The organism is Methanospirillum sp. (assembly GCF_035560735.1).
Lineage (GTDB): Archaea > Halobacteriota > Methanomicrobia > Methanomicrobiales > Methanospirillaceae > Methanospirillum.
In genome coordinates this window covers 1-23,635 of the sequence record NZ_DATMYY010000099.1, presented here as the reverse complement: position 1 = coordinate 23,635, position 23,635 = coordinate 1, and the positions used below count along the sequence as shown (strand labels likewise).

The window sequence follows — 23,635 nt, the reverse complement described above, 5'->3', positions numbered from 1 at the left end:
TCTTTGCTCTATAGAGATATGACCGGATTCTATATGGCATGAAGTATCAGGAGGAAGAGTGTGCAGTCTGCTGTCCGGGCTGGGAATTTGCCTCACGTAGCAGGTCACTCATAGAAGCATCCCAGTGCCCCGAATCCTGTGCCCGGTTCAGGATACTGATGGCTGAACTTTTATCATTAAGCTTCAGGTATGACTCGGCCATCGCTTTTGTAACCGCAATATCTTCAGGGTTCCTGTCAGGTATCTTTGAAAAAGACCTGATTGCATCACGATAGTACCCTTCAGCTCCCGGTTGGGTAAGTTTTGTGAGGGCATCCCCTTTCTTCAGTTCCGCAAACCCTTTTGCACGCCATGCTTCAGAAAACGTCGGAAGTTTTGCAGTAGCATCACGATAACTGTCGATTGCCTTCTGATACTCCTCCTCCTGCATCCACTTGTTTCCCTCATTAAGGGAATTTCGTGCATCAGTGCTGTTTACTCCGTTGATCCAGGGAATCAAAAAGAGTTGGGCCAGTATGAGGACCGCCATGAGCAGGGACAGGTAAAAAAGAACAACCTGAAGAATCCTTGGGATTGTACTTTGAGGCGGTTTTACTGGTTCTTCGTCAACCGGTCGCCTATAAGATCCATGGTGCTGATGAGAGTGATACCAGGTATGGGGATCACGATATCGCTGCCTCCCCTGGTGATATCTTCCATACAGAGAGCCTTCGGCAAGAACCAGGCTTGCATCATATGCCTCCCTTTTTTTGGGATCCTTAAGGACCTGGTATGCCTCGTTTACAACTTTAAAGAGCTCATCCGCATCCGGACTTTCACAGACATCAGGATGAAGAATTTTCGCAAGTTTGCGATACGAGGCAGTAATATCCTGCAGAGAAGCATCTGGACGGAGATTCAGGATATCGTAATAGGTCTCCCCTGCCTGGTTCATCTCACGTACCGGATCTTGATATATCCATATCTGATGTCAGGATAATAAACTGCACCGACCAGATCTCATTGTCCATGAAAGAGGTAATTGCCGGGTCTACCGGCAGGCTGCAGAGAGGCAGTCATCAAGTGTTCCGATTACAGAGGCTGCACCGCACATATTTGGGACATATGCGAGTGCCTTTCCGCTTGACACCATGATGGTCTTATATTGTTCAAGTGCAGGAGAGACAACCATGCAGGTATCGGCAAACACCCTCGCCCCGCTCTTCTCAATGATTCCCACCGATTCTGCAGATCGTGTGATGACACCCTTTGCAGCAAAAATATAGAGCGGTTTTTTCACTCTACACCCCTGCAGTTTTTCCGCTATCTTTGTAAGCTCTTCATCTGAACAGTGCGGACAGCCGATGGCAACAGCATCAGGCTCGGCCGATGAATACACATCTGCAACTTCTGATGCAGTGATGGTGATCGACTCAAGGGCGGATGTATCATACTTGAACACCCGGGCTTCAGGAGTAATATCCTGAACATGATACAGGGCTGTAGCCCCGGTTGCAGCCATCGCTGCACCAAGGTTCTTGAGTTGGTCCCTTGATGGCCTGATTCCCGTAAATATTGGCACCCGGTTTCCTGCAATCTTTCCAGCAAGATACCCGAGAGCACCATACCAGGACTCATCACTCTTTTCAGGAGCATCTTCTACATGAAAGGAAAGCACCGGGGACCTGTTCTCAACAAGGTGCAGACCATATGCGGGAGTTCTCCCAAGAATTGCAGCCGCAAGGGCAGAAGGACCTCCTTCCCGGTTTGTCCGTGCCCCGATGACTGAGTTTGCATACGCAACCGCTGACGACTCTGACCAGGCAAGATGGTCGCCGTACTCTGTGATTGTCAGATAATAGGGAGTGCAGGTGCATTCAAGCCTGATGCCAAGCCGTTCATAGGCTGCAATCACATCAAGTTGGTTTTTAGCAAAAACGGGATCGATTTCCATCTCTTTCCATCTGATCCGGTCCATGCCAACCGGGTTGAGGATTGCAGGAACACTGGCTTTGGCATCAAGACTGGAGAGCCATTCAAGCCCCCATCTGCCAATCGTCTTGTATGATGCACCTGATACCTGGGCACTGCGGATGGGGACCATCTTCTCTGCTTCAAAGACCTTTCCCATTGCAACCAGGATCTCCATCAGCTGCTGGCGGGTTGGTCCCTCTTCACCCGCAAGGACTGCCTCTTCTTCAGCGGTCAGAAACATTACTGCTCCCACGTTGCCCTGATGAACTCGTCTTCCCTGCCCATCTCCATGGTGGCGTCAATTCCCATCTTGACATTGAGTCCATCGCCAATCCGGGTCGGGTCAAGTGAAGAACCCCGGATACCTGAAATTATAATTGTATCAGTATCAGCCCTCACCCGGGTTGCAATGGCGTATTCGACATCCAGAGGATCAGATGGGTTGATATCTTCGTCAACGATGACCACATGCTTGAGTGATGTATGTGCAGCAAAAGCAGCCAGGATTGCATTCTTCCCATCTCCCTGGGTTCGTTTTCTGATCTGGACAACTGCATGAAGGTATCCACAGCCACCTTTTGTAAGCACCACGTCAGACACTCCGGTCACTCCTGCTACAGCCTTATAGATCAGTGGTTCATACGGAGCACCCATCAGGATTTTATGTTCATCGCCACCGGGAAGAATCCCGTGGTAGATCGGATCAGATTTCATGTACATCCCGGTGATCCTGATCACCGGCTGGGTCCGGACCGGGTCATAGGTTCCGGTGATGTCAACGAACGGTCCCTCTTTAGCAGTCTCGCTGCCGATGAACCCTTCAAGGATGATCTCTGCATCAGGAACACGGACTCCGTTACTGAGAGTCTTTACTTTGATCTCACCACCAAGCAGTTCTGCTGCAAAAGGCAGTTCCATCCCGACCGGGACCCTGCTGCAGCTTGCAAACATGACCAGAGGATGCAGCCCTATCGCAATAGCAACCGGAAGTTCCTTTCCGTCTGCCAGGGCTTGTTTCAGCATGGTATGGGTATGCCTTCCCTCAACAAGCCGTGCAACCAGTTTGTCTTTCCCGGACTGAAGCATCCGGTGCACTGATGCATTCTCTATTCCATTGTACCGGGAGAAGACCACCCCTGCACAGACATATCTGCCTGCATCAAGCGGGTAATGCTTCATGATCGGGATCTGGTCAAGATCCGGTGAAGAGCATGCGATAGTCCCGTCTTCAATAACTCTTCCATCATACCGGCAGGCTGCAAGATGGGGAACCATCTTATCGGCACTCACCCCGAGAGCCAGTGCAAGGGCCTCTCTGCTTGCGGTGACATTCATCACTGCCTTCTTTCCGTCAAGATTGTGGAAGAAAAGAAGTTTGTCTGTTCCAAACGATCGTTTCGGTGCTTCAAACTCAGAGGAGACAGGTTCATGAATGTCAATGACCAGGCCTTTGTTCCTCATCAGATCAATACAGGTTCTCATTCGTATCCACTCCATCTGCTGGTTATCTCGATCTCAACACCGAGATGATCAATTATCCGTGAGACCACGGCATCCACCAGATCTTCTATGGTTGCCGGTTTACTATAGAACGGCGGGCTTGCCACCATGATAGTCGCTCCTGCGTCATGGGCGGTAAGCATATTGGTGATATGTATCCGGGAGAGCGGATTCTCCCTGAGGAGGAGAATACAAGGTCTGCGTTCCTTCAGGGTGACATCAGCCGCCCGTGTCACCAGGTTCGGAGTTATTCCGTTTGCCACTGAGGCAAGGGTCTTCATACTGCACGGTACGATGACCATGCCATCATGTCTGAACGACCCACTTGCAATAGGTGCAGCAAGATCATCAAACCGATGGAGAGTGACAGGAAACCCGGAGAGAGAGACTCCCTCATGGACAGCAATCTCTCCTGCCACCGGGCTGACTACAAGATGAACCTCGGCAACCGGTGAGAGATAATGCAAAAGCCGGGATGCATAGATCATACCACTTGCCCCCGACACCCCGATAACAAATTTTCTGGTCATACCTGAACCATGCAGCAGCCATTGTCAGAGTTAGTCTCCCTAATCACATGGCAGATGGCCGCCCGTACTTATCGTTTAGTACCAATGCATGAAATACACACCTGAAACACAAAAGTTCACATTATCAATAAAAATGGTGCATGGAAAAAATTCGGGAATTTTTCATAATAACTGCTCACGTTCCACTTACCAGCAGAATCACCAGAACCATTCATGAGTCGCGCATATCCTGCGCACCAGGGGAGGTTAGGGAAATAAACGCCATTTCCGATTTATCGCCTCAATAATATTCACAAGATTAAGAAAAATTCCATACAGGCGCTAATTTAACATTAAAGCGAAATTCTGGCTGCGATTAGGAGTGATAGTATTTTATAGAGCTTAGCGTAAAGATTAGCACATATATCTAGTGATCAGTCCACTTGGCCATTACCTAGTGGACTATGCGGATGGGAGGAGTAATGATGAAGATTTGGAGATATCTGCCCTATATGATGGTGATTCTTCTCTGTCTCTGCGGGACCGCAGTGATAGCAGAGTTGACACTCACCACCGGAACACCGGTCGTACAGTCCGACACGGTTAATCCGGCAGCACAGAGCGGTGCCAGTGGCATATCAATTATGGCTGCGGCATCAGATCCTGATGCATACACTCTGAAGAACACACTGACACTTGGATCTGTTCAGTATATCCTTACGAGAGACCAGTGCGGAGGATCAAAGAAACAGATCACAACCGGCAAGCTGAAACGTGTTCATCCAAAGGTCTATGACAATGGGGTCGTGTACGAGGAGTGGAATGCTGGAACATCCCAGGTGGGGAAGTATGATTTCAGCACCGGATCATCGGGGATCGTAAATCCGTCAAGTCAGCAGCAGACGTACCCTGATGGATCAAACCGAATGATTGCCTATGAACAGGATGCATCACCTGGCACTTCGATAAAAAACATCTTTGTGTATGATACCCAGAGTCAGACATCTTTCCAGGTCTCACCGAGTACATCTAACCAGAACCAGCCTGCAATTTCAGGTAGATATGTTGTCTGGCAGGACTGGACTTCAGGGAATGCAGATATTGCTCTTGCAGATCTCAACAGCCGTAAGGTTGATCTGAACAGTGGGAAATACGACGTAAACAGCAACAAGGTAAACCTGATCTGTAATGATCTCGGAGATCAGAGTAAACCAGACATATCTGGCAATTACGTTGTATGGGAAGACTGGAGAAATGGGAATGCAGATATCTACATGTATGATATCAGCGCTGGAAAAGAATACCAGCTGACGTCAGACAGTTCAGATCAAAAGAATCCAAAGATCAGCGGAAATATTGTTGTCTGGGAAGACACCCGCAATGGTGGCTCCGATATCTATGGAATGGATCTGAGAAATATGCATGAAATACGCCTTTCCGGCACAGGAAGTGCATATAGTCCGGATGTTTCAGGTGTTCTCGTTGTCTGGGAGGATCGCTCAGGTAGCAACGCAGATATCATGCTCCTCGACCTGATCAGCGGAAAAATATACAACCTCGGCAACGATCAGTTTGACCAGAAAGCACCATCCATATACGGTGATTACGTTGCCTGGGAAGACTACAGCTCAGGAAACCCGAACATATATGTCATGCAACTGAGTGGTTCGGGAATCAGTGCGGGAGCAGGACGGACACCAAATGGAAATTACTATTTCTATGGATCTATCCACCGTGCAGGTAATCCGGTACCGCTAGGATCAACAATTACTGCAATGGTAGATGGTGAAAGTGCTGCCAGAGCCAGTTTCGTTGTTGACAAAGACGGGGCATTTGGATCACAGGATGGAAAATACTTTAATATCCCGATCTACTCCGATGATGTTGGAAAGAAACTCACATTCTACGTTGATGGTACACCAGTTGATCAGTCCATTGTGATTGCAGCTGCCGGAGGAACCCAGATGCTGGACCTGAATGTTTCAGGTACCGCCAGTATTATATCCGGACCTGTTCAAGGAACACAGACTGGCAAGTATCAGTTCTACGGGGCTATCAACAACGCAGGAACTCCGATCCCGGTTGGATCAACTATCACAGCCATGGTTGAGGGGTCAACCGATGTCCGTGGCAGTTTCACCGTTGACAAAGACGGAGCATACGGGGCACAGGGCAGCAAATACTTTGATGTTCCGGTTTACTCAGGTGATGTTGGAAAGAAACTGACATTCTACGTAGACGGTATACCGATCGATCAGACGCTGGTAATTGGAAAAGACGGGGGAATCCAGTCACTGGATCTGAGTTCGTCGTATGGTTCAAGAGTGAACAGTTACCAGTTTTCAGGTAACGCCCAGCTGAACTCACAGAATGCTCCAAGTGGAACTACCCTGTATGCATTGATAGACGGAAGAGTCAGAGGACAAGCTGCAGTGTATACAACCGGCAAGTACTCAGGGCTTAATGTCCCCGTCTATTCACCGGATATAGGGAAGTATATCACATTCGCTGCAACATACAACGGAATTACCTACTATTCAGGCCAGCAGGTCCAGGTTAGTTCAGGCAGCAGTGGAGGGGTAGGCCTGATGTCAGTTGGAACTGTATCTGCCGAGTCGGTGATATCACAGAATCTTGATCTCTCGTTCTCATCATCCTCATCCACCCTGAATCAGTACGTTCTGAGTGGAACTGCCTTAATCGGGAACCAGTATGCCTCGAGCGGAACAATCATCACTGCTCTTGTGGGCAACGTTGGCAGAGCTCAAACAACTGTAAGTTCACCGGGTCAGTATTCAAGCCTGACCGTACCAATATACTCATCAGATGCAGGTCAGTACATGACCTTCACGGCATCATACAACGGTGCTACATATACAACATCGCAGCAGTATCAGGTTGGTAGTACAGGAACAAGCACTGGTACAAACACCGGAACAGGAGGCGTTAGCCTCATGTCTCTTGGATCCACTGGCGGGGTATCTGCAGAAGGAACAATAACCCAGCGCCTGGATCTGACATTTAGTTCCTCTTCCTCTCCATCCCAGTCCAAGTACTGCTTCTATGGTATGGCTACCATCGGAGGTTCACCTCTTGATAACGGACGAATTATCTATGCTGTTGTCGACGGCCAGGCACGTGGCCAGATAACAGTAAGCTCTGCCGGGCAGTACGGTTCTGCAAACGGTCCGTACCTTGAGGTTCCAATCTACCAGAGTGATGTAGGTAAGAAGATCAGTTTCCAGACCGACACAGGATCTGAAGCAGATCAGACGCAGTTGATTGTAAACGGACTCATTCTGCCAAAGAATCTAAATTTCTCAACTCAACCAGCTAGTTATGTTGAGTTCACGGCAACTCCGGTTCAGGGAAGCGCTCCACTTTCAGTAAAATTCCTTGACAAATCAACAGGTAATCCGAAGTCACACTACTGGGACTTTGGAGACGGCACAACATCCACCGATTCCAATCCGGTTCATGTCTACCAGCATGATGGACTGTATTCTGTTGGTGTAGTAGTTGGATACTGGAATGGAGATTCTAAAACCGCAGTTAAGCAGAATTACATCGCAGTAGGAGCCGTCACTCCTCCAAGTGCACAGATCGGACTCAACCCGGGATGGAACTTCATATCCACCCCGAAGATGCTTGTTGACGGTATGAACAGTGCAAAAGGAGTATTCGGAAGGATAGACGTAGGTGGGCACAGTATCTTCAGTTACAACCCACGTGCAAAAACCTGGAGCACGGTAACTGCCGATATGACCATCAAGCCGCTTGATGCGTTCTGGATCTATTCAACCAAGAAGGATGCACTGAATCTTTACTTCGCTGATGATGCACTGCAGATTCCGCAGACTAAAAAACTGGTCAAAGGATGGAACACCTTTGGTGTCACTAACCTTAACACAATATCAGCATACAACACCCTTCTGTCAATCAGGGATAAGTGGGTGTACGTTATCGGATATGACTCTGCATCCCAGAGATTCCAGAATACGATTATGAACGTCCCAGACAGCTCCCAGGGATCACTCTATCCGGGATATGGATACTGGATCTACATGAGTGACGATGGAGATCTGGCTGCAGCAGGTATCTGAACACCTGTTTCATTTTTGAGTAAAACGGGATGAAAACGATGAAAGTTTTGACAGGTTTTATAGCACTTTTTGCTCTGCTACTACTCTGTGGACCAGTCCTGGCAGCAGAGTTTGAACCGGTTGCAACCTTCAGCATTCAGGAAGCTGCCACCCAGGTTCCGGGAGCTGAAGAACAAATGACGTTTGATTCGATATATGACTGGGAACCCAGGCTCGATGAGCGATATCTCACGTGGGTCAGTTATAGTGCGGGTCAGGGAAAAGTCTGGTATTATGATACAAAGGATGGCAAACGTGAGACAGTATCAAACGTTGCCTGCGACCAGAACGATCCTGATATTTCAGACGGGAAAATCGTATGGGATGATACCCGCAGCGGTAACTCTGACATCTATTCTTATGACATTTCTTCAGGAAAGGAAGAGGTAGTATATTCTTCAACAAGCAACAAGTTCCGCCCAGCTATATCAAATGGACTCGTTGCATTTGAAGATTATAACGGCCATGATAACAGGGATATTGGATTTATAAAAGCAGGTTCAACAGGAAAACCGGTCTATATCGACCAGAACCAGATGGACAAGGCGAACCCTGATGTTGATGGTGACTGGATCGTCTACCAGCAGCTTGATGATGGAAAGGAAGACTGGAACATCTATGCCTACAACGTCAAGACCGAACAACTTGTCCAGGTAACCCGGGATCCTGCAACCCAACAGAAACCACGGATATCAGGAGACCTTGTTGTTTGGGAAGACAACCGGAGCGGTAAGTGGGATATCTTCATGTACAACCTCAAGAAGGATCTCACAACCGCAATCACCTACGATGATGTGGATGACCATGATCCATCTGTATCAGGCAGCAATGTAGTCTGGTCACGGGTTGAGCAGAACGGAGTCAGTCACATTTACATGGTCAACCTGCAGATACCAGCCACTTATGTGGTGAGCCCGGGCCCGGGGAACCAGATCAAGCCTGATATCTACGTTGACAAGGTTGCCTGGCAGGACGACAGACTTGGAAACTGGGATATTTTCCTGTACACATTAAAGCCGAACACTCCCTTTAGAGCATATGAGTTTTACGGACCAGTGACCGTCAACTACCTCCCGGCCCCTGTAGGAACGGAGATTCAGGCAAAGGTGAACGGTAAGACAAAGGGTACCATCACAGTCTCTAAAGAAGGTTATTACGGCGGTCAGGACAGTTACAGCGGTAAATTATCTGTAAATATTGAACAGGCAGATATCGGGAAGGTCATCACATTCTGGGCTGACGGAGTTCAAGGAACACCAACTATTCCAATCAGCGGAGGTGGCACTACTCAGGAACTCTCCCTAAACTTTGCCAGTGCAAAGCCACAGGCAGACCTCTGTTTCTATGGTTCTGTCTTTGTTGACGGCCAGGCAGCAGAAAAAGGGACAACAATAACTGCCAGAATAGACGACGTCATCAGGGGAGAGATTACAACAACCCAGTACGGCATGTACGGCGGACCTGGTGACCAGGAGCCTGCACTCAAGATCCCAATCACTGAAAATGATCTCGGCAAACATGTAACCTTCTGGCAGGGAGATTACAAGTCTGCAGAGACCTTCCAGATCACAAGCGGTGGCAGATTCAAACAGGATCTGAGTTTTACAAAGGCAAACCCACTTTCACCGTACGAGTTTTACGGGTATATCCAGTTTGACGGAAAATCAGCTCCTGCAGGGACACCTCTTGAGGCCAGAATCGACTCAGTTCCGGTGACCACCTATGTCACAAGGTACTCGGGTTCATACGGAGGACCGGGCGAGACACCAGAGGATGCCCGCCTCATCGTTCCGATCAAAGAGGCAGATGTTGGAAAGACGATCTCATTCTGGACCGGGACACAGCGGGCACCTGAAACACAGGTGATTGCACGATCTGGCGAACGGATTGTAAGAAAGGATCTCGATTTCTCCTCTGCACCTTCCGGAATAATTGCAGACTTTTCTGCAAACCCAACTTCAGGAGCTACTCCGCTGACAGTGAAGTTCACTGATCTCTCGGCTGGAAACCCAACAATGTGGGTATGGGACTTTGGAGACGGACCAATTCCGATGGACGCAAATGATTCAAATATATCATGTGCAAGCGGAAACTGCAACTCCATAGCAAACCCGACCCACACATACCGGGCTCCCGGTACTTACACCGTAACCCTCACGGCAAGTAACCGGCAGAGCTCTGACACTAAAGTGAAGACCGGGTACATAACCGTAGGAAGCACACCTTCATTCAAGGCAGATTTTACTGCTGCTCCAACTTCAGGACCGGCTCCACTCACAGTCCAGTTCACTGACCTGACAACCGGAAATCCGACCATGTGGAACTGGGACTTCGGGGATGGACCAATCCCGATGTCTGCAACTGATGCAAACGTATCGTGTGCCAGCGGGAACTGCAACTCCATAGCAAATCCCAAGCACACATATTCCCATGACGGAGTTTACACCGTAACGCTCAGGGCATCAAACCAGTACGGTAACTCAGACACACAGGTTAAACAGGCCTATATCACCGTCAGCAATACTCCGGTTCCTGGGTTTAAGGCTGACTTCACTGCTGCTCCAACTTCAGGAGCAGCTCCACTCACAGTCCAGTTTACCGACCGGACGACCGGAAACCCAACCATGTGGAACTGGGACTTCGGGGACGGGCCAATTCCGATGGGCGCAAATGATTCAAATGTGTCGTGTGCCAGCGGGAACTGCAACTCCATAGCGAATCCCAAGCACACATACTCCCATGATGGAGTTTACACCGTAACGCTCAGGGCATCAAACCAGTATGGTAATTCAGATACACAGGTTAAACAGGCTTACATCACAGTAAGCAGCATCCCGGGCCCTGTATTCAATGCTGACTTTACTGCTGCCCCAACTTCAGGACCAGCTCCGCTTACTGTCCAGTTTACAGACAAGAGTTTCGGTAGCCCGACTATGTGGGTCTGGAACTTTGGAGATGGTCCAATTCCAATGGATGCAAGTGGTGCAAATGTATCCTGCGCCAGTGGAAACTGCAACTCCATAGCAAACCCCAGGCATACCTACACGAAAAACGGAGCTTACACAGTCACCCTGACTGCAAGCAATGCACAGAACTCTGACACAGAAACTAAAGTAAACTACATCAATGTCCAGAATATTCCAACCTCTGATTCAATTCCAATTTCTGCAGGCTGGAACTTCATTTCAGTGCCAAAGAAACTTGTTGCAGGCAAGGATACTGCAGCAATATTCGGGTATATAGAAGTGGACGGACACAGTATATTCCAGTATGACTCAGTCCGGGGACAGTGGCTGACCCTGAACCAGTCAAACCAGATCAAGCCGCTTGAGGCAGTCTGGCTCTATTCCAAGAAGGCTGATTCAGTGCCACTCTCCTTTGATTCTGACCCACTTCAGATTCCACAGACCCGTGAACTGAAGAGAGGATGGAATGCAGTTGGATTTACCGGATTTGAACCTCTAGAGGCTAAGTTCACCCTTCTTTCAGTCCAGGACAAGTGGGTTAACTGCCTTGGATTTGACCGGGTCCTTCAGAAGTACAATGAGATGATCATTAAGGGACGCAACGATGATACCAAACTCAACCCGTACAACGGGTACTGGCTGTTTATGTCTGAAGATGGTGTCCTCGCTGCCATCTCTGCATAATTTTTGTTTTCCAGTACGATTGTCACGGTCTGAACCAGAGACCTGACACTAAAACAAGGTTTATGCATCATCGGGCCAGGAAGTATTTCAAGCCGTTAAAAGGCCCTAACCGTCTGAAGAGGGGTCAGGGATTATTATCGAATGGATACTATTAAGTTCCTGAGAGATGAGGTAGGAGTTACGTGGGTGTTTGAGTGACACTCGTCAGATTGTCTGGTGGTGGGATAGAATGAGATTACTCCATAATATTGCCCTCCTTCTGGTTGCGGTCACGCTTCTGCTGGCCTCACCATGTATAGGAGCGGTGCAGGCTGAAAGCGGGAGTTCAACGACTCCTGATTCTTGCGGACCGATGAATGGCGGTCCATGTATAATTGCTGATTTTATAGGCAGTCCAACAACCGGGGACGCGCCACTGAGAGTTCAGTTCCTTGATGCTTCCAGCGGAAGACCATCAGCATGGGCATGGGACTTCGGGGATGGCGGGACCTCATCAGCAGTAGCTGATCCGGTTCATACCTATACAAGGCCAGGAAAATACACTGTCAAACTGGTGGCTTCCAGTCTGACAAACGGAACAAGTACCAAAGTTCGTGAAGCGTACATTATTGTCCGTGATCCGACTCCGATTTCTGCAGACTTCATTGGGCATCCGACAGACGGATACGCTCCGCTTGATGTCCAGTTCTCTGACTGTACTATAGGGAATCCGGATCTCTGGAAATGGGACTTTGGGGATGGTTCCACAAGTAAAATCCAGAACCCGAATCACACCTATCAGAAACCGGGAAAATACACAGTTACACTCAATGCAAGCACTGCTCTTGGAGGAACTAGTACCAAGGTTAAGGAGGATTATATCACAGTTGAAGGACTCTGCAATATCAGTGCTGACTTCAGTTATACTCCATCCACAGGAATTGCTCCATTGACAGTGCAGTTCAGTGATCTCTCGTCAGGAAATCCAACCATGTGGGCATGGGACTTTGGGGATGGATCATCTGACATGGTAGCCAGCCCGAGCCATACCTACACAAAACCCGGAACATATACTGTTCGTCTGGCTGCATCAAGCCAGAGTTGTGGGGAAGGGGTTAAGGAAAAGACAATTACAGTGAACCCGTGTTCCATAAAGGCTGACTTTGTAGGAGCTCCAAACAGTGGCACCGCACCGCTCACCGTGCAGTTCACTGACAAGTCTATCGGAAACCCGACCATGTGGAAATGGGATTTCGGGGACGGGCCGATTCCAATGGACGCTGATGTATCATGCTCCAGTGGAGGATGCGGAAACATTGCAAATCCGACTCACACATACCTTGAACCGGGAACTTACACCGTAACCCTCACGGCAAGCAACCAGTACGGATGCTCTGACACTATTACAAAACAGATGTATGTGGTTGTGCAGCCAGCTTGTGATATTAAGGCAGACTTTGTAGCGAGCCCAACCAACGGATCAGCACCACTAACGGTCCAGTTCACTGACAAGTCAACCGGGAACCCGACCATGTGGAAATGGGACTTTGGGGACGGACCGATCCCAATGGATGCCGATGTCTCATGCTCTAGTGGAAAATGCGGAAACATCGCAAACCCGACTCACACATACCGCGAGCCAGGAACTTACACCGTAACCCTGACCGCAAGCAACCAGCAGGGATGCACAGACACAATATCCAAGAGTCAGTTCGTTGTTGTTGTCCCGGCATGTAGCATCAAGGCAGACTTTGTAGCGAGCCCAACCAACGGATCAGCACCACTGACGGTCCAGTTCACTGACAAGTCCACTGGAAGCCCAACCATGTGGCACTGGGACTTTGGAGACGGGCCGATCCCAATGGACGCTGATGTATCATGCTCCAGTGGAGGATGCGGTAACATTGCAAACCCGACTCACACATACCGCGAGCCTGGAACTTACACTGTAACTCTCACCGCAAGCAATCAGCAGGGATGCACCGACACAATATCGAAACAGGCATTTGTTGTTGTTGTACCGGCATGTAGCATCAAGGCAGACTTTGTAGCAAACCCCACCAACGGATCAGCACCACTGACGGTCCAGTTCACTGACAAGTCAACCGGAAACCCAACCATGTGGAAATGGGACTTTGGGGACGGACCAATTCCAATGGACGCTGATGTGTCATGTTCTGGGGGAGGATGCGGAAACATCGCAAACCCGACTCACACATACCGTGAGCCAGGAACTTACACGGTTACCCTTACCGCAAGCAACCAGCAGGGATGCACGGATACAATTTCAAAACAGTCATTTATCGTTGTTGTACCGGCATGTAGCATCAAGGCAGACTTTGTAGCAAACCCCACCAACGGTTCAGCACCACTAACGGTCCAGTTCACTGACAAGTCGACAGGAAACCCGACAATGTGGCATTGGGACTTTGGGGACGGACCAATTCCAATGGACGCTGACGTGTCATGCTCTGGTGGAAGATGCGGAAACATTGCAAATCCGACTCACACATACCGCGAGCCTGGATCTTACACCGTAACCCTTACCGCAAGCAACCAGCAGGGATGCACCGACACTATATCGAAACAGGCATTTGTTGTTGTTGTCCCGGCATGCTCAATCGATGCGAACTTCAGTGCCACACCGGTATCTGGTGAAGCACCACTGAAGGTTCAGTTCACTGACCTCTCTGCAGGGAACCCAACCATGTGGAAATGGGACTTTGGAGACAAACAAGGTCCAATCCCAATGGATGCGGATGTATCATGTTCTGGTGGAGGATGTGACAACATCGCAAATCCAATTCACACCTACCTTGATTCAGGAACCTACACAGTGACCCTGACTGCAAGCAACCAGCAGGGATGTACTGATACTGAGACCAAAACAGCATTCATCACAGTCAGGAAAAAGCCGACAGATGTGGTACCCCTCTATCCAGGCTGGAACTTTGTGTCAGTTCCAAAGAAACTTGCACCAGGCTCTGATACAGCTAGTATCTTCAGTCATGTCGATGTCAAAGGGCACAGCGTATTCCAGTATGATTCAATGAGTCATGCCTGGAATATCGTCAACCCTGGTACTCTCATCAGACCCCTTGATGCATTCTGGATCTATTCAGCAGGAATCGATAAGATTCCCCTGGAGTACGACACAAACCCGGTTCAGACCCCACCAACCAAGCAACTCAAGAAAGGATGGAACGGAGTAGGGTTTACCGGTGTGACACCGATTGAGGCAAAGTATACCTTCCTCTCTGTGCAGAACAGCTGGGTCAACTGTGTCGGATTTGATGGATCATCGCAGCGGTATAATACGATGATCATCAAGGGAAGTAACGATAATACCATGCTCGGACCTTACAACGGATACTGGTTGTACATGTCCGCAGATGGAATTCTTGCAGCAAACGCTGCATAAAATCTTTTTTTGTTTAACCAGAGTTTTCAGAGAAGACGATCCTGACGTGTCAGCGGTCTGATGTGTAGCAACTCCCGGGCAGCCTTTCTAACCTCATCGACTGCATGTTCAGGTGCATACACCCCAATTCGCCACTGGGTGCGGCGGGTCTCATTCAGGGTCGTAACCAGAGGTGAAACATCTTCAAGAGGAAGAAGGTTGTCCCTGTCCTGTACCTGAACCTGCATATACATATCACGGGGAAAAGCGGGAATATCAACCAAAACTTCTCTGGGCATAACCCCTGCCTGTTCAGCGATGCGTACTGCGAATTCCCGTTCACGTACATTCGAATCTTCAGACTGTCGCAGGGAGGAGGAAACCTCTTCCTTGCCAAGATACAGGGATCGTTTAAAGAGTCGGCGGTAGTAGAGGTCTTCAGCCAGGTGCCTGACATCAGAATATTCAGAGTGAAGAAGTGTCTGCATGCATGCAGCATCATCCATCCTTACCATCCGCTCCATGATCACGGTTGGATCAGCTCTGCTCTGTTCATAAACCGCAGTTGAGAAGATCTTTTCTGCTATCCTGCTTACATGATGGTAATACACTGCAGGACGCATCAGGGTCCTGGCTATGAGAAGCGATTCGGCGGCCTGCACACCGCTTTCATCTAGTACTATCCCACCCCCATACAGCCGGGTGGCCCGGATAAGACGTCCTGAATCCACGGTCCCATAGGGAACACCGGTGTAATGCGCATCACGGAGCAGGTAATCCATCCTATCCACATCCAGATCGCCATGGATGATACTTGCCAGTGGATGGTTCCCCTCGATCATCAGACAAACTTCAGTAGGATCGATATCGATCCGCTCAAGTTCATCTCCAAGGCTACTCCTTGTTATCAGATCCCTGACATCGGTATGAGATCTGCCAAGTGCTTCTGATGCAATCCCTTCGATTGCATGGGAGAATGGGCCATGGCCAATATCATGGAGAAGAGCAGCGCTTGTGACCAGCAGGTGTTCCTCTCTTGCAAGTCCAATCTGCCTTGACATCAGGGATGCAAGATGCATCGCACCGAGGGAGTGCTCAAACCGGGTATGATGTGCTCCGGGGTAGACCAGAAAAGAAAACCCGAGTTGGCGGACATACCGGAGCCGCTGTATTTCCGGTGAATCAACAAGGGGGAGTAGTTCAGGTTCGACCTGGATGTACCCATGCACCGGGTCTTTGATCGCTTTTATAATTCACCGGCCTTTGGTCTCTGTGATGGTATTCGTATGGCAGTTTTAAGTTTCTTCCGGGATTAGTCTATCATGGGAAGATACTATAACTGTAACATTTCTTTCAGGTGGAACCGGGACACCCAAACTCCTGCAGGGTGTAAGACTTGTCCTGAATGACAAAGACATCGCTGTGATTGTCAATACGGCAGAAGATCTCTGGTACCAGGGCGGCCATATCTCTCCTGATATCGACACAGTGATATACCTCTTTGCCGGGATTCTCAACACCAGAACCTGGTGGGGAATTGAGGGGGATACGTTTGTGACACATGAGCAGTTCAGGTCCATGGGAGTTGACACATACCTCGCAGTCGGAGACAAAGACAGGGCTGTGGAACTTCTCAGAGGAGAACTGCTTAAAGGTGGGATGACACTCTCACAGGCAACCCGTGATCTCAGTTCACGGTTGTCAGTTCATGCGACAGTCATCCCGATGACAGACCAGGAATACACCACAATGATTGAAACCAAAGACGGGATCATTCATTTTCAGGAGTACTGGGTCAGATACAGGGGAAGTGTGGAAATCAGGAAGGTGCTTAGGGTCCCTGAGAGGAGACCAGATGCCGCTACCGGAGCACTGGAAGCGATGGAGAAGAGCGATCTCATTATCATCGGCCCGAGCAACCCGATAACAAGCATCTCACCAATTCTCGAGTGTAGCGGCATAATTGACCTGCTCAAACAAAAACCGGTGGTTGCGGTCAGCCCGTTTATCGGCGACAAACCGGTGAGCGGTCCAGCCAGGGATCTCATGGTTTCCCGGGGATTTGAACCGACTTCAGCCGGTGTGTACGCAGCGTATGCAGATTTTGTCGATCTCTTTATTCAGGATATCCGTGATCCGGTTGATGTACCTGGTGCCATAAAATGTGATACCCTGATGACGAGCCCTGATATTTCAAAAGGGATTATGGATCTTATTCTAGATCGGATGCCGGTCTGATGTGTGTCATGGTGTGTGTGTAAAAAAAGGGATCTGGCAGGATAGTGCCCGCACCCTTACGAATTTTGTGCTGCACGATTCAGAAGGCCTGTTGCTGTATCTGCTGCGCCAGAAAGGATGGCTGCCTCTCCCGGAATCTCTTTTTCGTGCATCAATACCCTTCCATTGCAGAGCACCGTGCTAACCTGACCTCCTGATGCTGAGTACACCAGGTTCGAGACCGGATTATGCAGCGGAACCATTGAGGGATGATCAAGCGATACCAGCACGATATCTGCCGCCTGTCCCACCGCTATTGATCCGCCAGGTATTCCAAGGGCTTTTGCTCCGCATGATGTTGCCATGGAAAGGGCTTCTTCAGCTGGAAGGAGCGTATCCTGTTTCCAGAAGAACTTCTGGCCGATTGCAGCGACCTTCATCTCCTCGAAAAGGTCCAGGTTGTTGTTCGAGGAGCATCCGTCTGTTGCAAGAGCAACATTTACCCCGGCACTGCGAAGAGAGGGATACGGCATAGCCCGTCCGGTTGCGAGTTTCATGTTGCTCACCGGGTTGTGGGCTACATGGGACCCTCGTTCTGCAAGGAGCCGGCAATCTTCATCCTCGAGCCAGCAGCCGTGAGCAGCGAGGGTTCTCTCTGACAAACATCCACACTGATCAAGAAGGACAGCAGGGGTGACACCATGGGCTTTTTTGCAGTCAGTCACCTCCTGTTCGGTCTCGCTCAGGTGGATGTGAAGCATGATATCCTCATCCTTACTGTACGACCCACACCACTCAAGATGTTCAGGTGGCACGGTGTATGGGGCATGGGGCCCAACTGCCGGAGTAATGCGCGGGTTGTTCATCCCCCTGATATGGGAAACCAGCTTCTCTGTTGCTTTCACCTCTGACTCAAACTTTTCTGCAAGCCCGAAGGTGATGAATCCATGACAGAGAACCGCACGTATTCCACTCTCATCAACCGCTCGTGCAGCTTCTTCCATGAAGAAGTACATGTCATTGAACGCAACGGTTCCACTCCTGATCATCTCAAGACAGGCAAGCTTTGTTCCCCAGTACACATCTTCGCCTGTGAGATGCGCTTCAAGTGGCCAAATCTTCTCAGAAAGCCACTGCTGCAGGTGCATATCATCCGCATATCCCCGAAGCAGAGTCATGGCAGCATGCGTGTGGGCATTTACAAGCCCGGGAATGGCAAGAGTCTTTTCTGCTGATATCTGGTGCTCTGCCTCGCTCCTACACTTTTTTGATACCCCTTCACCAATATCGCGAATTGTGCCGGTCTCATCAATAAAAATGTCAACAGTCCGATCTCCGATTCTGGTTCCGGTGATGAGGATTGAACCCTTTTTTGTAAAGAGATCCGGGTCATGTACACACGCACTCATGATTCTCATTAGTACCTCGCTGGCATGAACGCATAAGGGCTTTGTATCGCCCCCCCATCTCTGCGGTCAGGGATCGGCACCAAAGGTTTTGGCCCTGTATGTGCAAGTACTAGGGTTGCATATGCGAGTCCCTATCAATACAATCACCCCTGAGTCAACCTCAGCAGATATTACCGGATGGGCACACGAGATCCGTGATCTCGGAGGCCTTGCTTTTCTCCTCCTCAGAGACCGGACCGGAATCATCCAGGTCACTGTACCTAAGAAGAAGGCTGCACCCCAGGTGGTTGAGGCACTCAAGGACATCTCCCGTGAATCAGTAGTCAGAGTCACCGGTACCGTAAAACCGGAAGGAAAGGCTCCAGGTGGCCGCGAGGTTATTCCTGAGTTTATCGAGGTTGTCAGTAAGGCTGCGACCCCACTCCCGCTCGATGTTGCCGAAAAGGTTCCCGCAGAACTTGACACCAGGCTTGACAACCGGTTCCTTGATGCACGCAGACCCCGTGTGAGCGCAGTCTTCAAGATCCGCAGTGCAGTCCAGCATGCAACCCGCAACTTCCTCTTTGACAACGACTTTATCGAGATCACAACCTCCAAGATCGTTGCAGCAGCAACCGAGGGAGGCACTGAACTCTTCCCTATCGCATACTTTGAGAAAGAGGCGTTCCTCAACCAGAGCCCGCAGCTCTATAAACAGATGATGATGGCTGCAGGGTTTGAGAAAGTCTACGAGATCGGACCGATATTCAGGGCAGAAGAACACAATACGACCAAACACCTGAATGAAGCCACCTCAATAGATGTCGAGGTTTCGTTTGCAACCCATGAAGATGTCATGCAGGTGCTCGAAGACCTTGTGCGGTCTGTTTACTCTTTCGTGGACAAGAACTGCAGCACTGCGATTGCTGATCTTGAGATAGACTCATTCGCTGTTCCTGAGAAGAACTTCCCCCGACTTGCGTATACTGATGCCATCGAGATCGCGAGCAGGGGAATGGATGATCCGATCAAGTTCGGCGATGATATCGGCACCGCTGCGGAGAAGGTCATAGGCGAAGAGATGGGACGTCACTACTTCATTGTAGACTGGCCCAGCTCAATCAGACCATATTACGCAATGCCATACGAGAACGAACCCGAGATCTGCAAGGCATTTGATATGATGCACCCAAGAATGGAACTCTCAAGCGGTGCACAGCGTGTTCATCAACATGATCTTCTGGTCTCGCAGATCGCAAAGAAAGGTCTGAACCCTGACAACTTTGAGTTCTATTTAAGCCCATTCAAGTATGGTATGCCTCCGCACGCCGGGTGGGGTCTTGGTGCAGATCGGCTGGTTGCAACGATGCTCGGGCTCCAGAATGTCAGAGAAGCCGTTTTGTTCCCACGTGACCGCCACCGCGTAGTTCCTTGAAAACCTATCATGAAACCTTTCATCCCTGGTCAGATCCTCCCGACAACAGTAGTCGGGAGTTATCCAGCCGAGCCCCGGCGGACCTTAAGGAGCCTGCTGGACCCATTCCACGAAGCAGCCTGCCAGGCTGTAGAGGCGCAGATATCAGCAGGAGTCACAATAATTTCTGACGGACAGGTGAGAGAGGACATGATTGGAACGTTTGCATCCCAGCTCCCCGGGATCAGGGGAAAGGATGTGATCGGAAAAGTGATGCCATCCGGTCATCCGATTACAGTCAAAGATACCAGGTATGCCAGAACCCGGCATCCATATGTCAAAGGGATCGTAACCGGTCCTTCCACCCTCTCTCACGGGCTCCATCTTGACACTCCGAACTACCGGACCCGTGATGAACTGGTACCAGATATCGCTGAAGCCCTTGCTGCAGAAGCGCGCTCCATCGGGGAGACTGGAATCACAATGCTCCAGATAGATGAGCCCATCTTCTCAACCGGGGTAGCAGACCTGGATATAGGAAGAAAAGCAATCGAGAGAATCACCACCCAGGTTTCAGTCCCGGTCTGTCTCCATGTGTGTGGCCCACTCTCCCGGATCATCGATGAGTATGTCAGGATGCCGGTTCAGGTGCTTGACTTTGAAGGGAGCGTTGACCTGGATAACCTCTCATCTCTCTCATCTCGCGATCTTGGCGCAAAGTATATCGGGTTTGGCTGCGTGGATTCATCATCGGCAAAACTGGAAGACGTGGATACTGTCATTAAAAGGATCAGGACAGGAGTCGAGGTGCTTGGAGCAGAACGGCTCATTCCCGACCCCGACTGTGGGCTCAGGATGTTGCCGCAGGATGTGGCATGTGCCAAACTTTCGCGGCTCTGTGAAGCAGCTGCTATAGTACGGTCTGAAACGGGCATTGATGATCATCAGTGAGAAGAAGAATTATCACTGGTCACTACCCTTGTTTGAAAAGACTGATGTTATCCCATGAGTAACGTCTGAGTACAGGAGATATCGGTGGAGTTATGCGTATCCCAGGTCTGAACGGTCAGCAGGTTCTAGCAGCAGCAGTACTAATATCAGCAGTATTCTTTCTCGGGGTAAAACTCCTGAATCCTACTCCTCTCGTTATCTGGAGTACAGGTACCGACTTTGTTATTCAGACAGAACATATCGGTGATGTATACACAATAACCGATGTTGCCATCATCATCTGTGCATCCCTGGTGGTCTGCGCGAGTGCATTAATTCTGCTCTTTTACGATCAGATACATATAGTGACTTCTCCACAGCCAGTCCAGACAAAAGCACCAGAACCAGAAGTCCCATTGCCATCTCCTCTTGAGGAACGAAGGCGTAAGTGGGAGGCAGTGCTTCCCACATTGAAAGAAGACCAGCAGCTCATCTACCAGAGTATTCTTGATGCCGACGGGCTCATTCCCCAGAGCGATATCGTGGAGAAGACTGGGCTTTCTAAATCAAACGTCAGCAGAACGCTTGATATTCTTGAAAGCATGGGCCTGATCGAGAGACGAAGGAGAGGAATGGGGAATATCATTCTCCTGAAGTAACCATGAGAATAGAACCTGGAAGAGTGGCAATCGTAACCACCCTGGTAATATGCGGCCTCTTGATGGCTGGTATTGGAAATTATATTATGGATTCCCACCAGCCTATCCGCCAGGAGAGCCAGCTTCTGGAGAACTTCCTTATCATGCAATCTATGGCAGGTAAGAATACAACCCCTTCAAACCTGACCTATGTGATGGGAAGCACAGGGCTTGTGGTCAGTTTCAATGATCTCCTGACCGACAGTGGTGTCAGGGTTCACCGGACACCAAAGACTACAAAATTAACTAATACCAGTTGAATCAGGTGAGGCAGTATTGTTCACGAAGCTGCCTACGGAGCAGTTTCCACCCCCCAACCCGGGGAAGACTCTCAACAATAACTGTTTTTCGAGGAATTTTATAACCCGCGAGGTGTTCCCTGGCAAAGGCAACAAGACTTTCATGGGTAACTGTGTGTCCGTTCTTTGGAACAACCGCTGCTGCCGGGATTTCCCCCTTCTCTTCATCAGGGCAGCCAAAAATTGCAATATCTGCAATATCAGGATGAAGAATCAGAGAGTTTTCAACCTCTGTCGGGTAGATCTTCCAGCCTGACATGATGATCATATCCTTTTTGCGGTCAGTGATAACCAGCATCCCATTCTTGTCGATATATCCGATATCCCCGGTGAGGAACCAGCCATCAGAGAGAAAAACTGCTGCGGTCTCCTCTGGTTTCTGCCAGTATCCAAGTGCAACTGCCGGACCACGGATTGCAATCTCTCCTGCTTTTGTATCAGGAAGTGTGACCGTAGGATCATCCTCATTAACCACCCGGATTTCAGTATATCCTACCGGGGTTCCCACGCTGTTATATTCATCAGCTTCAGGATAATGTTCAGGTCTGATAACCGTGCCTGAACCGATGACTATTGTTTCAGACAAACCGTAGGCGTTGATGATGGGAATGTTAAATCTCTGGTGAAATGCTCTCCAGGTTGGTGAATGCATCGGTCCTCCACCGCTGATTATTCTTCTCACGGTAGCAATTTTGTTGTCTGTTTCCCGGGAAGTCTCCATGATGCTGTGAATAACAGGAGGCATGGCAGAAAGAACTGTAACCTCAAATTCCTCAACAAGATTCAGATATCTCTCTAACTGGAACCGTTCAAGAATCACCCATGTCCCACCCTGTTTCAAAGCAGAGATTCCCCAACTGATCCCGACATGACCCATCGGGTAAATACCCAGGTAAATATCATCTGAAGTCAGTTCAAGGGCATCTCGTTCTGCTTCCAGCGCTGCTATCCACCCACCCTGGGTGAGCATGGCACCTTTTGGCCTCCCAGTAGTTCCCGATGTATACTGGATCTGTGAGAGGTCGTCCGGGTGACATGGGTGAGGATACTGAAGAGGGGAAGAAATACGAAGATTATCAAGGGAATTCTCACCAACGCTTCCGGAAATAATTACATTAGATATGTTAAGCGATTTGGCTAATTTTTCAACCATCTCCCTGCCAGTGCTATCGGTGATAACTGCCCGTGCACCAGAATCTTCTATGACATACCGGAGTTCATCCTCACGATACACGATATTTGCAGGAACTGCTATTGCCCCAATCCTCCAGAGAGCAAAGTATGAGATCAGGTAATCGGTTGAACTGTCCAGAAAAAGAACAACACGATCACCATATGTAAGGCCGATTCCTCTCATTCCCCCTGCAGTTCTGAGAACTGCATCATGCAATTCTCTCCAGCTGTAAGTGATATTTCGTGACGGGTGAATGAGTGCTATTTTATCAGGATGTTCCCGGACACGGATGTCCAGAAAAGAAGTGATATTGAACATATCAGACCATACATAGTTGTACTTTGATGATTAAAGGAGTCATCCATTGTAGTTTGAATAATAT

At 49.4% G+C, this 23,635-nt stretch carries 15 protein-coding genes; 8 read left to right on the top strand and 7 right to left on the bottom strand.

The features are described 5' to 3' along the window. Positions 1-46: 46 nt before the first annotated feature. From VN429_RS03230 to VN429_RS03215, 4 genes are all read right to left on the bottom strand, one after another. The gene (locus tag VN429_RS03230; protein ID WP_325629732.1) at positions 47-934 is read right to left on the bottom strand and encodes a DnaJ domain-containing protein; all 888 of its coding nucleotides are present in this window, start codon (positions 932-934) and stop codon (positions 47-49) included. A gap of 96 nt (positions 935-1,030) precedes the next feature. Then, on the bottom strand, positions 1,031-2,194 hold the full coding sequence (locus VN429_RS03225) for an aconitase X catalytic domain-containing protein (RefSeq protein ID WP_325629730.1): 1,164 nt from the start codon (positions 2,192-2,194) through the stop codon (positions 1,031-1,033). After that, positions 2,194-3,435, bottom strand: coding sequence for a UbiD family decarboxylase (locus VN429_RS03220; protein WP_325629728.1), 1,242 nt, complete (start codon positions 3,433-3,435; stop codon positions 2,194-2,196). Before VN429_RS03220 ends, VN429_RS03225 begins: the two co-directional genes overlap by 1 nt. After that, complete coding sequence (locus tag VN429_RS03215) at positions 3,432-3,983, bottom strand: UbiX family flavin prenyltransferase (RefSeq protein ID WP_325629726.1); 552 nt, start codon at positions 3,981-3,983, stop codon at positions 3,432-3,434. The genes VN429_RS03220 and VN429_RS03215 overlap by 4 nt, the downstream gene beginning before the upstream one ends. A gap of 491 nt (positions 3,984-4,474) precedes the next feature. Here VN429_RS03215 and VN429_RS03210 point away from each other — a divergent pair, with 491 nt between their 5' ends. The 3 genes from VN429_RS03210 to VN429_RS03200 all read left to right on the top strand — a co-directional run bounded on the left by VN429_RS03210 (position 4,475) and on the right by VN429_RS03200 (position 15,154). After that, positions 4,475-8,065: a PKD domain-containing protein gene (locus tag VN429_RS03210; protein ID WP_325629724.1), complete on the top strand. Its 3,591-nt coding sequence runs from the start codon at positions 4,475-4,477 to the stop codon at positions 8,063-8,065. A 38-nt stretch (positions 8,066-8,103) separates the two neighbouring features. Beyond that, positions 8,104-11,754 (top strand): TolB family protein, encoded by a 3,651-nt coding sequence (locus VN429_RS03205; RefSeq protein WP_325629722.1) that lies wholly within the window; start codon positions 8,104-8,106, stop codon positions 11,752-11,754. A gap of 190 nt (positions 11,755-11,944) precedes the next feature. Further along, entirely contained in the window at positions 11,945-15,154 is a 3,210-nt protein-coding gene (locus tag VN429_RS03200) for a PKD domain-containing protein (protein ID WP_325629720.1), read from the top strand. A 26-nt stretch (positions 15,155-15,180) separates the two neighbouring features. Here VN429_RS03200 and VN429_RS03195 read toward each other — a convergent pair whose 3' ends face one another. Next, a complete protein-coding gene (locus tag VN429_RS03195; protein ID WP_325629718.1) occupies positions 15,181-16,362 on the bottom strand; it encodes an HD domain-containing protein in 1,182 nt (393 codons plus the stop codon). Positions 16,363-16,444: 82 nt separating this feature from the next. On the opposite strand from VN429_RS03195, the gene cofD reads away from it, so the two are divergent. Beyond that, positions 16,445-17,371 carry a 2-phospho-L-lactate transferase gene (cofD, locus tag VN429_RS03190; protein ID WP_325629742.1) on the top strand — a complete coding sequence of 309 codons (927 nt, stop codon included), beginning with the start codon at positions 16,445-16,447 and terminating at the stop codon, positions 17,369-17,371. 56 nt (positions 17,372-17,427) lie between these two features. Here cofD and VN429_RS03185 read toward each other — a convergent pair whose 3' ends face one another. Then, a complete protein-coding gene (locus VN429_RS03185; protein WP_325629716.1) occupies positions 17,428-18,759 on the bottom strand; it encodes an amidohydrolase in 1,332 nt (443 codons plus the stop codon). A 121-nt stretch (positions 18,760-18,880) separates the two neighbouring features. On the opposite strand from VN429_RS03185, the gene aspS reads away from it, so the two are divergent. From aspS to VN429_RS03165, 4 genes are all read left to right on the top strand, one after another. Then, positions 18,881-20,173: an aspartate--tRNA(Asn) ligase gene (aspS, locus tag VN429_RS03180; protein ID WP_325629714.1), complete on the top strand. Its 1,293-nt coding sequence runs from the start codon at positions 18,881-18,883 to the stop codon at positions 20,171-20,173. 9 nt (positions 20,174-20,182) lie between these two features. Further along, complete coding sequence (locus VN429_RS03175; protein WP_325629712.1) at positions 20,183-21,103, top strand: methionine synthase; 921 nt, start codon at positions 20,183-20,185, stop codon at positions 21,101-21,103. Between the two features lie 92 nt (positions 21,104-21,195). After that, positions 21,196-21,741 carry a helix-turn-helix transcriptional regulator gene (locus tag VN429_RS03170; RefSeq protein ID WP_325629710.1) on the top strand — a complete coding sequence of 182 codons (546 nt, stop codon included), beginning with the start codon at positions 21,196-21,198 and terminating at the stop codon, positions 21,739-21,741. A gap of 2 nt (positions 21,742-21,743) precedes the next feature. Next, positions 21,744-22,040 (top strand): hypothetical protein, encoded by a 297-nt coding sequence (locus VN429_RS03165; protein WP_325629708.1) that lies wholly within the window; start codon positions 21,744-21,746, stop codon positions 22,038-22,040. 1 nt (position 22,041) lies between these two features. On the opposite strand, the gene VN429_RS03160 is transcribed toward VN429_RS03165, so the two are convergent. Further along, positions 22,042-23,571 carry a class I adenylate-forming enzyme family protein gene (locus VN429_RS03160; RefSeq protein WP_325629706.1) on the bottom strand — a complete coding sequence of 510 codons (1,530 nt, stop codon included), beginning with the start codon at positions 23,569-23,571 and terminating at the stop codon, positions 22,042-22,044. Between the last annotated feature and the right edge of the window lie 64 nt (positions 23,572-23,635).

Bases quoted from the DNA above. Each gene is read 5' to 3' on its own strand.
- VN429_RS03230 (WP_325629732.1), bottom strand. From the start codon at position 934: ATGAACCAGGCAGGGGAGACCTATTACGATATCCTGAATCTCCGTCCA.
- VN429_RS03220 (WP_325629728.1), bottom strand. From the start codon at position 3,435: ATGAGAACCTGTATTGATCTGATGAGGAACAAAGGCCTGGTCATTGAC.
- VN429_RS03165 (WP_325629708.1), top strand. From the start codon at position 21,744: ATGAGAATAGAACCTGGAAGAGTGGCAATCGTAACCACCCTGGTAATA.
- VN429_RS03170 (WP_325629710.1), top strand. From the start codon at position 21,196: ATGCGTATCCCAGGTCTGAACGGTCAGCAGGTTCTAGCAGCAGCAGTA.
- VN429_RS03160 (WP_325629706.1), bottom strand. From the start codon at position 23,571: ATGTTCAATATCACTTCTTTTCTGGACATCCGTGTCCGGGAACATCCT.
- VN429_RS03225 (WP_325629730.1), bottom strand. From the start codon at position 2,194: ATGTTTCTGACCGCTGAAGAAGAGGCAGTCCTTGCGGGTGAAGAGGGA.
- aspS (WP_325629714.1), top strand. From the start codon at position 18,881: ATGCGAGTCCCTATCAATACAATCACCCCTGAGTCAACCTCAGCAGAT.
- VN429_RS03185 (WP_325629716.1), bottom strand. From the start codon at position 18,759: ATGAGTGCGTGTGTACATGACCCGGATCTCTTTACAAAAAAGGGTTCA.
- VN429_RS03210 (WP_325629724.1), top strand. From the start codon at position 4,475: ATGATGGTGATTCTTCTCTGTCTCTGCGGGACCGCAGTGATAGCAGAG.
- VN429_RS03205 (WP_325629722.1), top strand. From the start codon at position 8,104: ATGAAAGTTTTGACAGGTTTTATAGCACTTTTTGCTCTGCTACTACTC.
- VN429_RS03215 (WP_325629726.1), bottom strand. From the start codon at position 3,983: ATGACCAGAAAATTTGTTATCGGGGTGTCGGGGGCAAGTGGTATGATC.
- VN429_RS03175 (WP_325629712.1), top strand. From the start codon at position 20,183: ATGAAACCTTTCATCCCTGGTCAGATCCTCCCGACAACAGTAGTCGGG.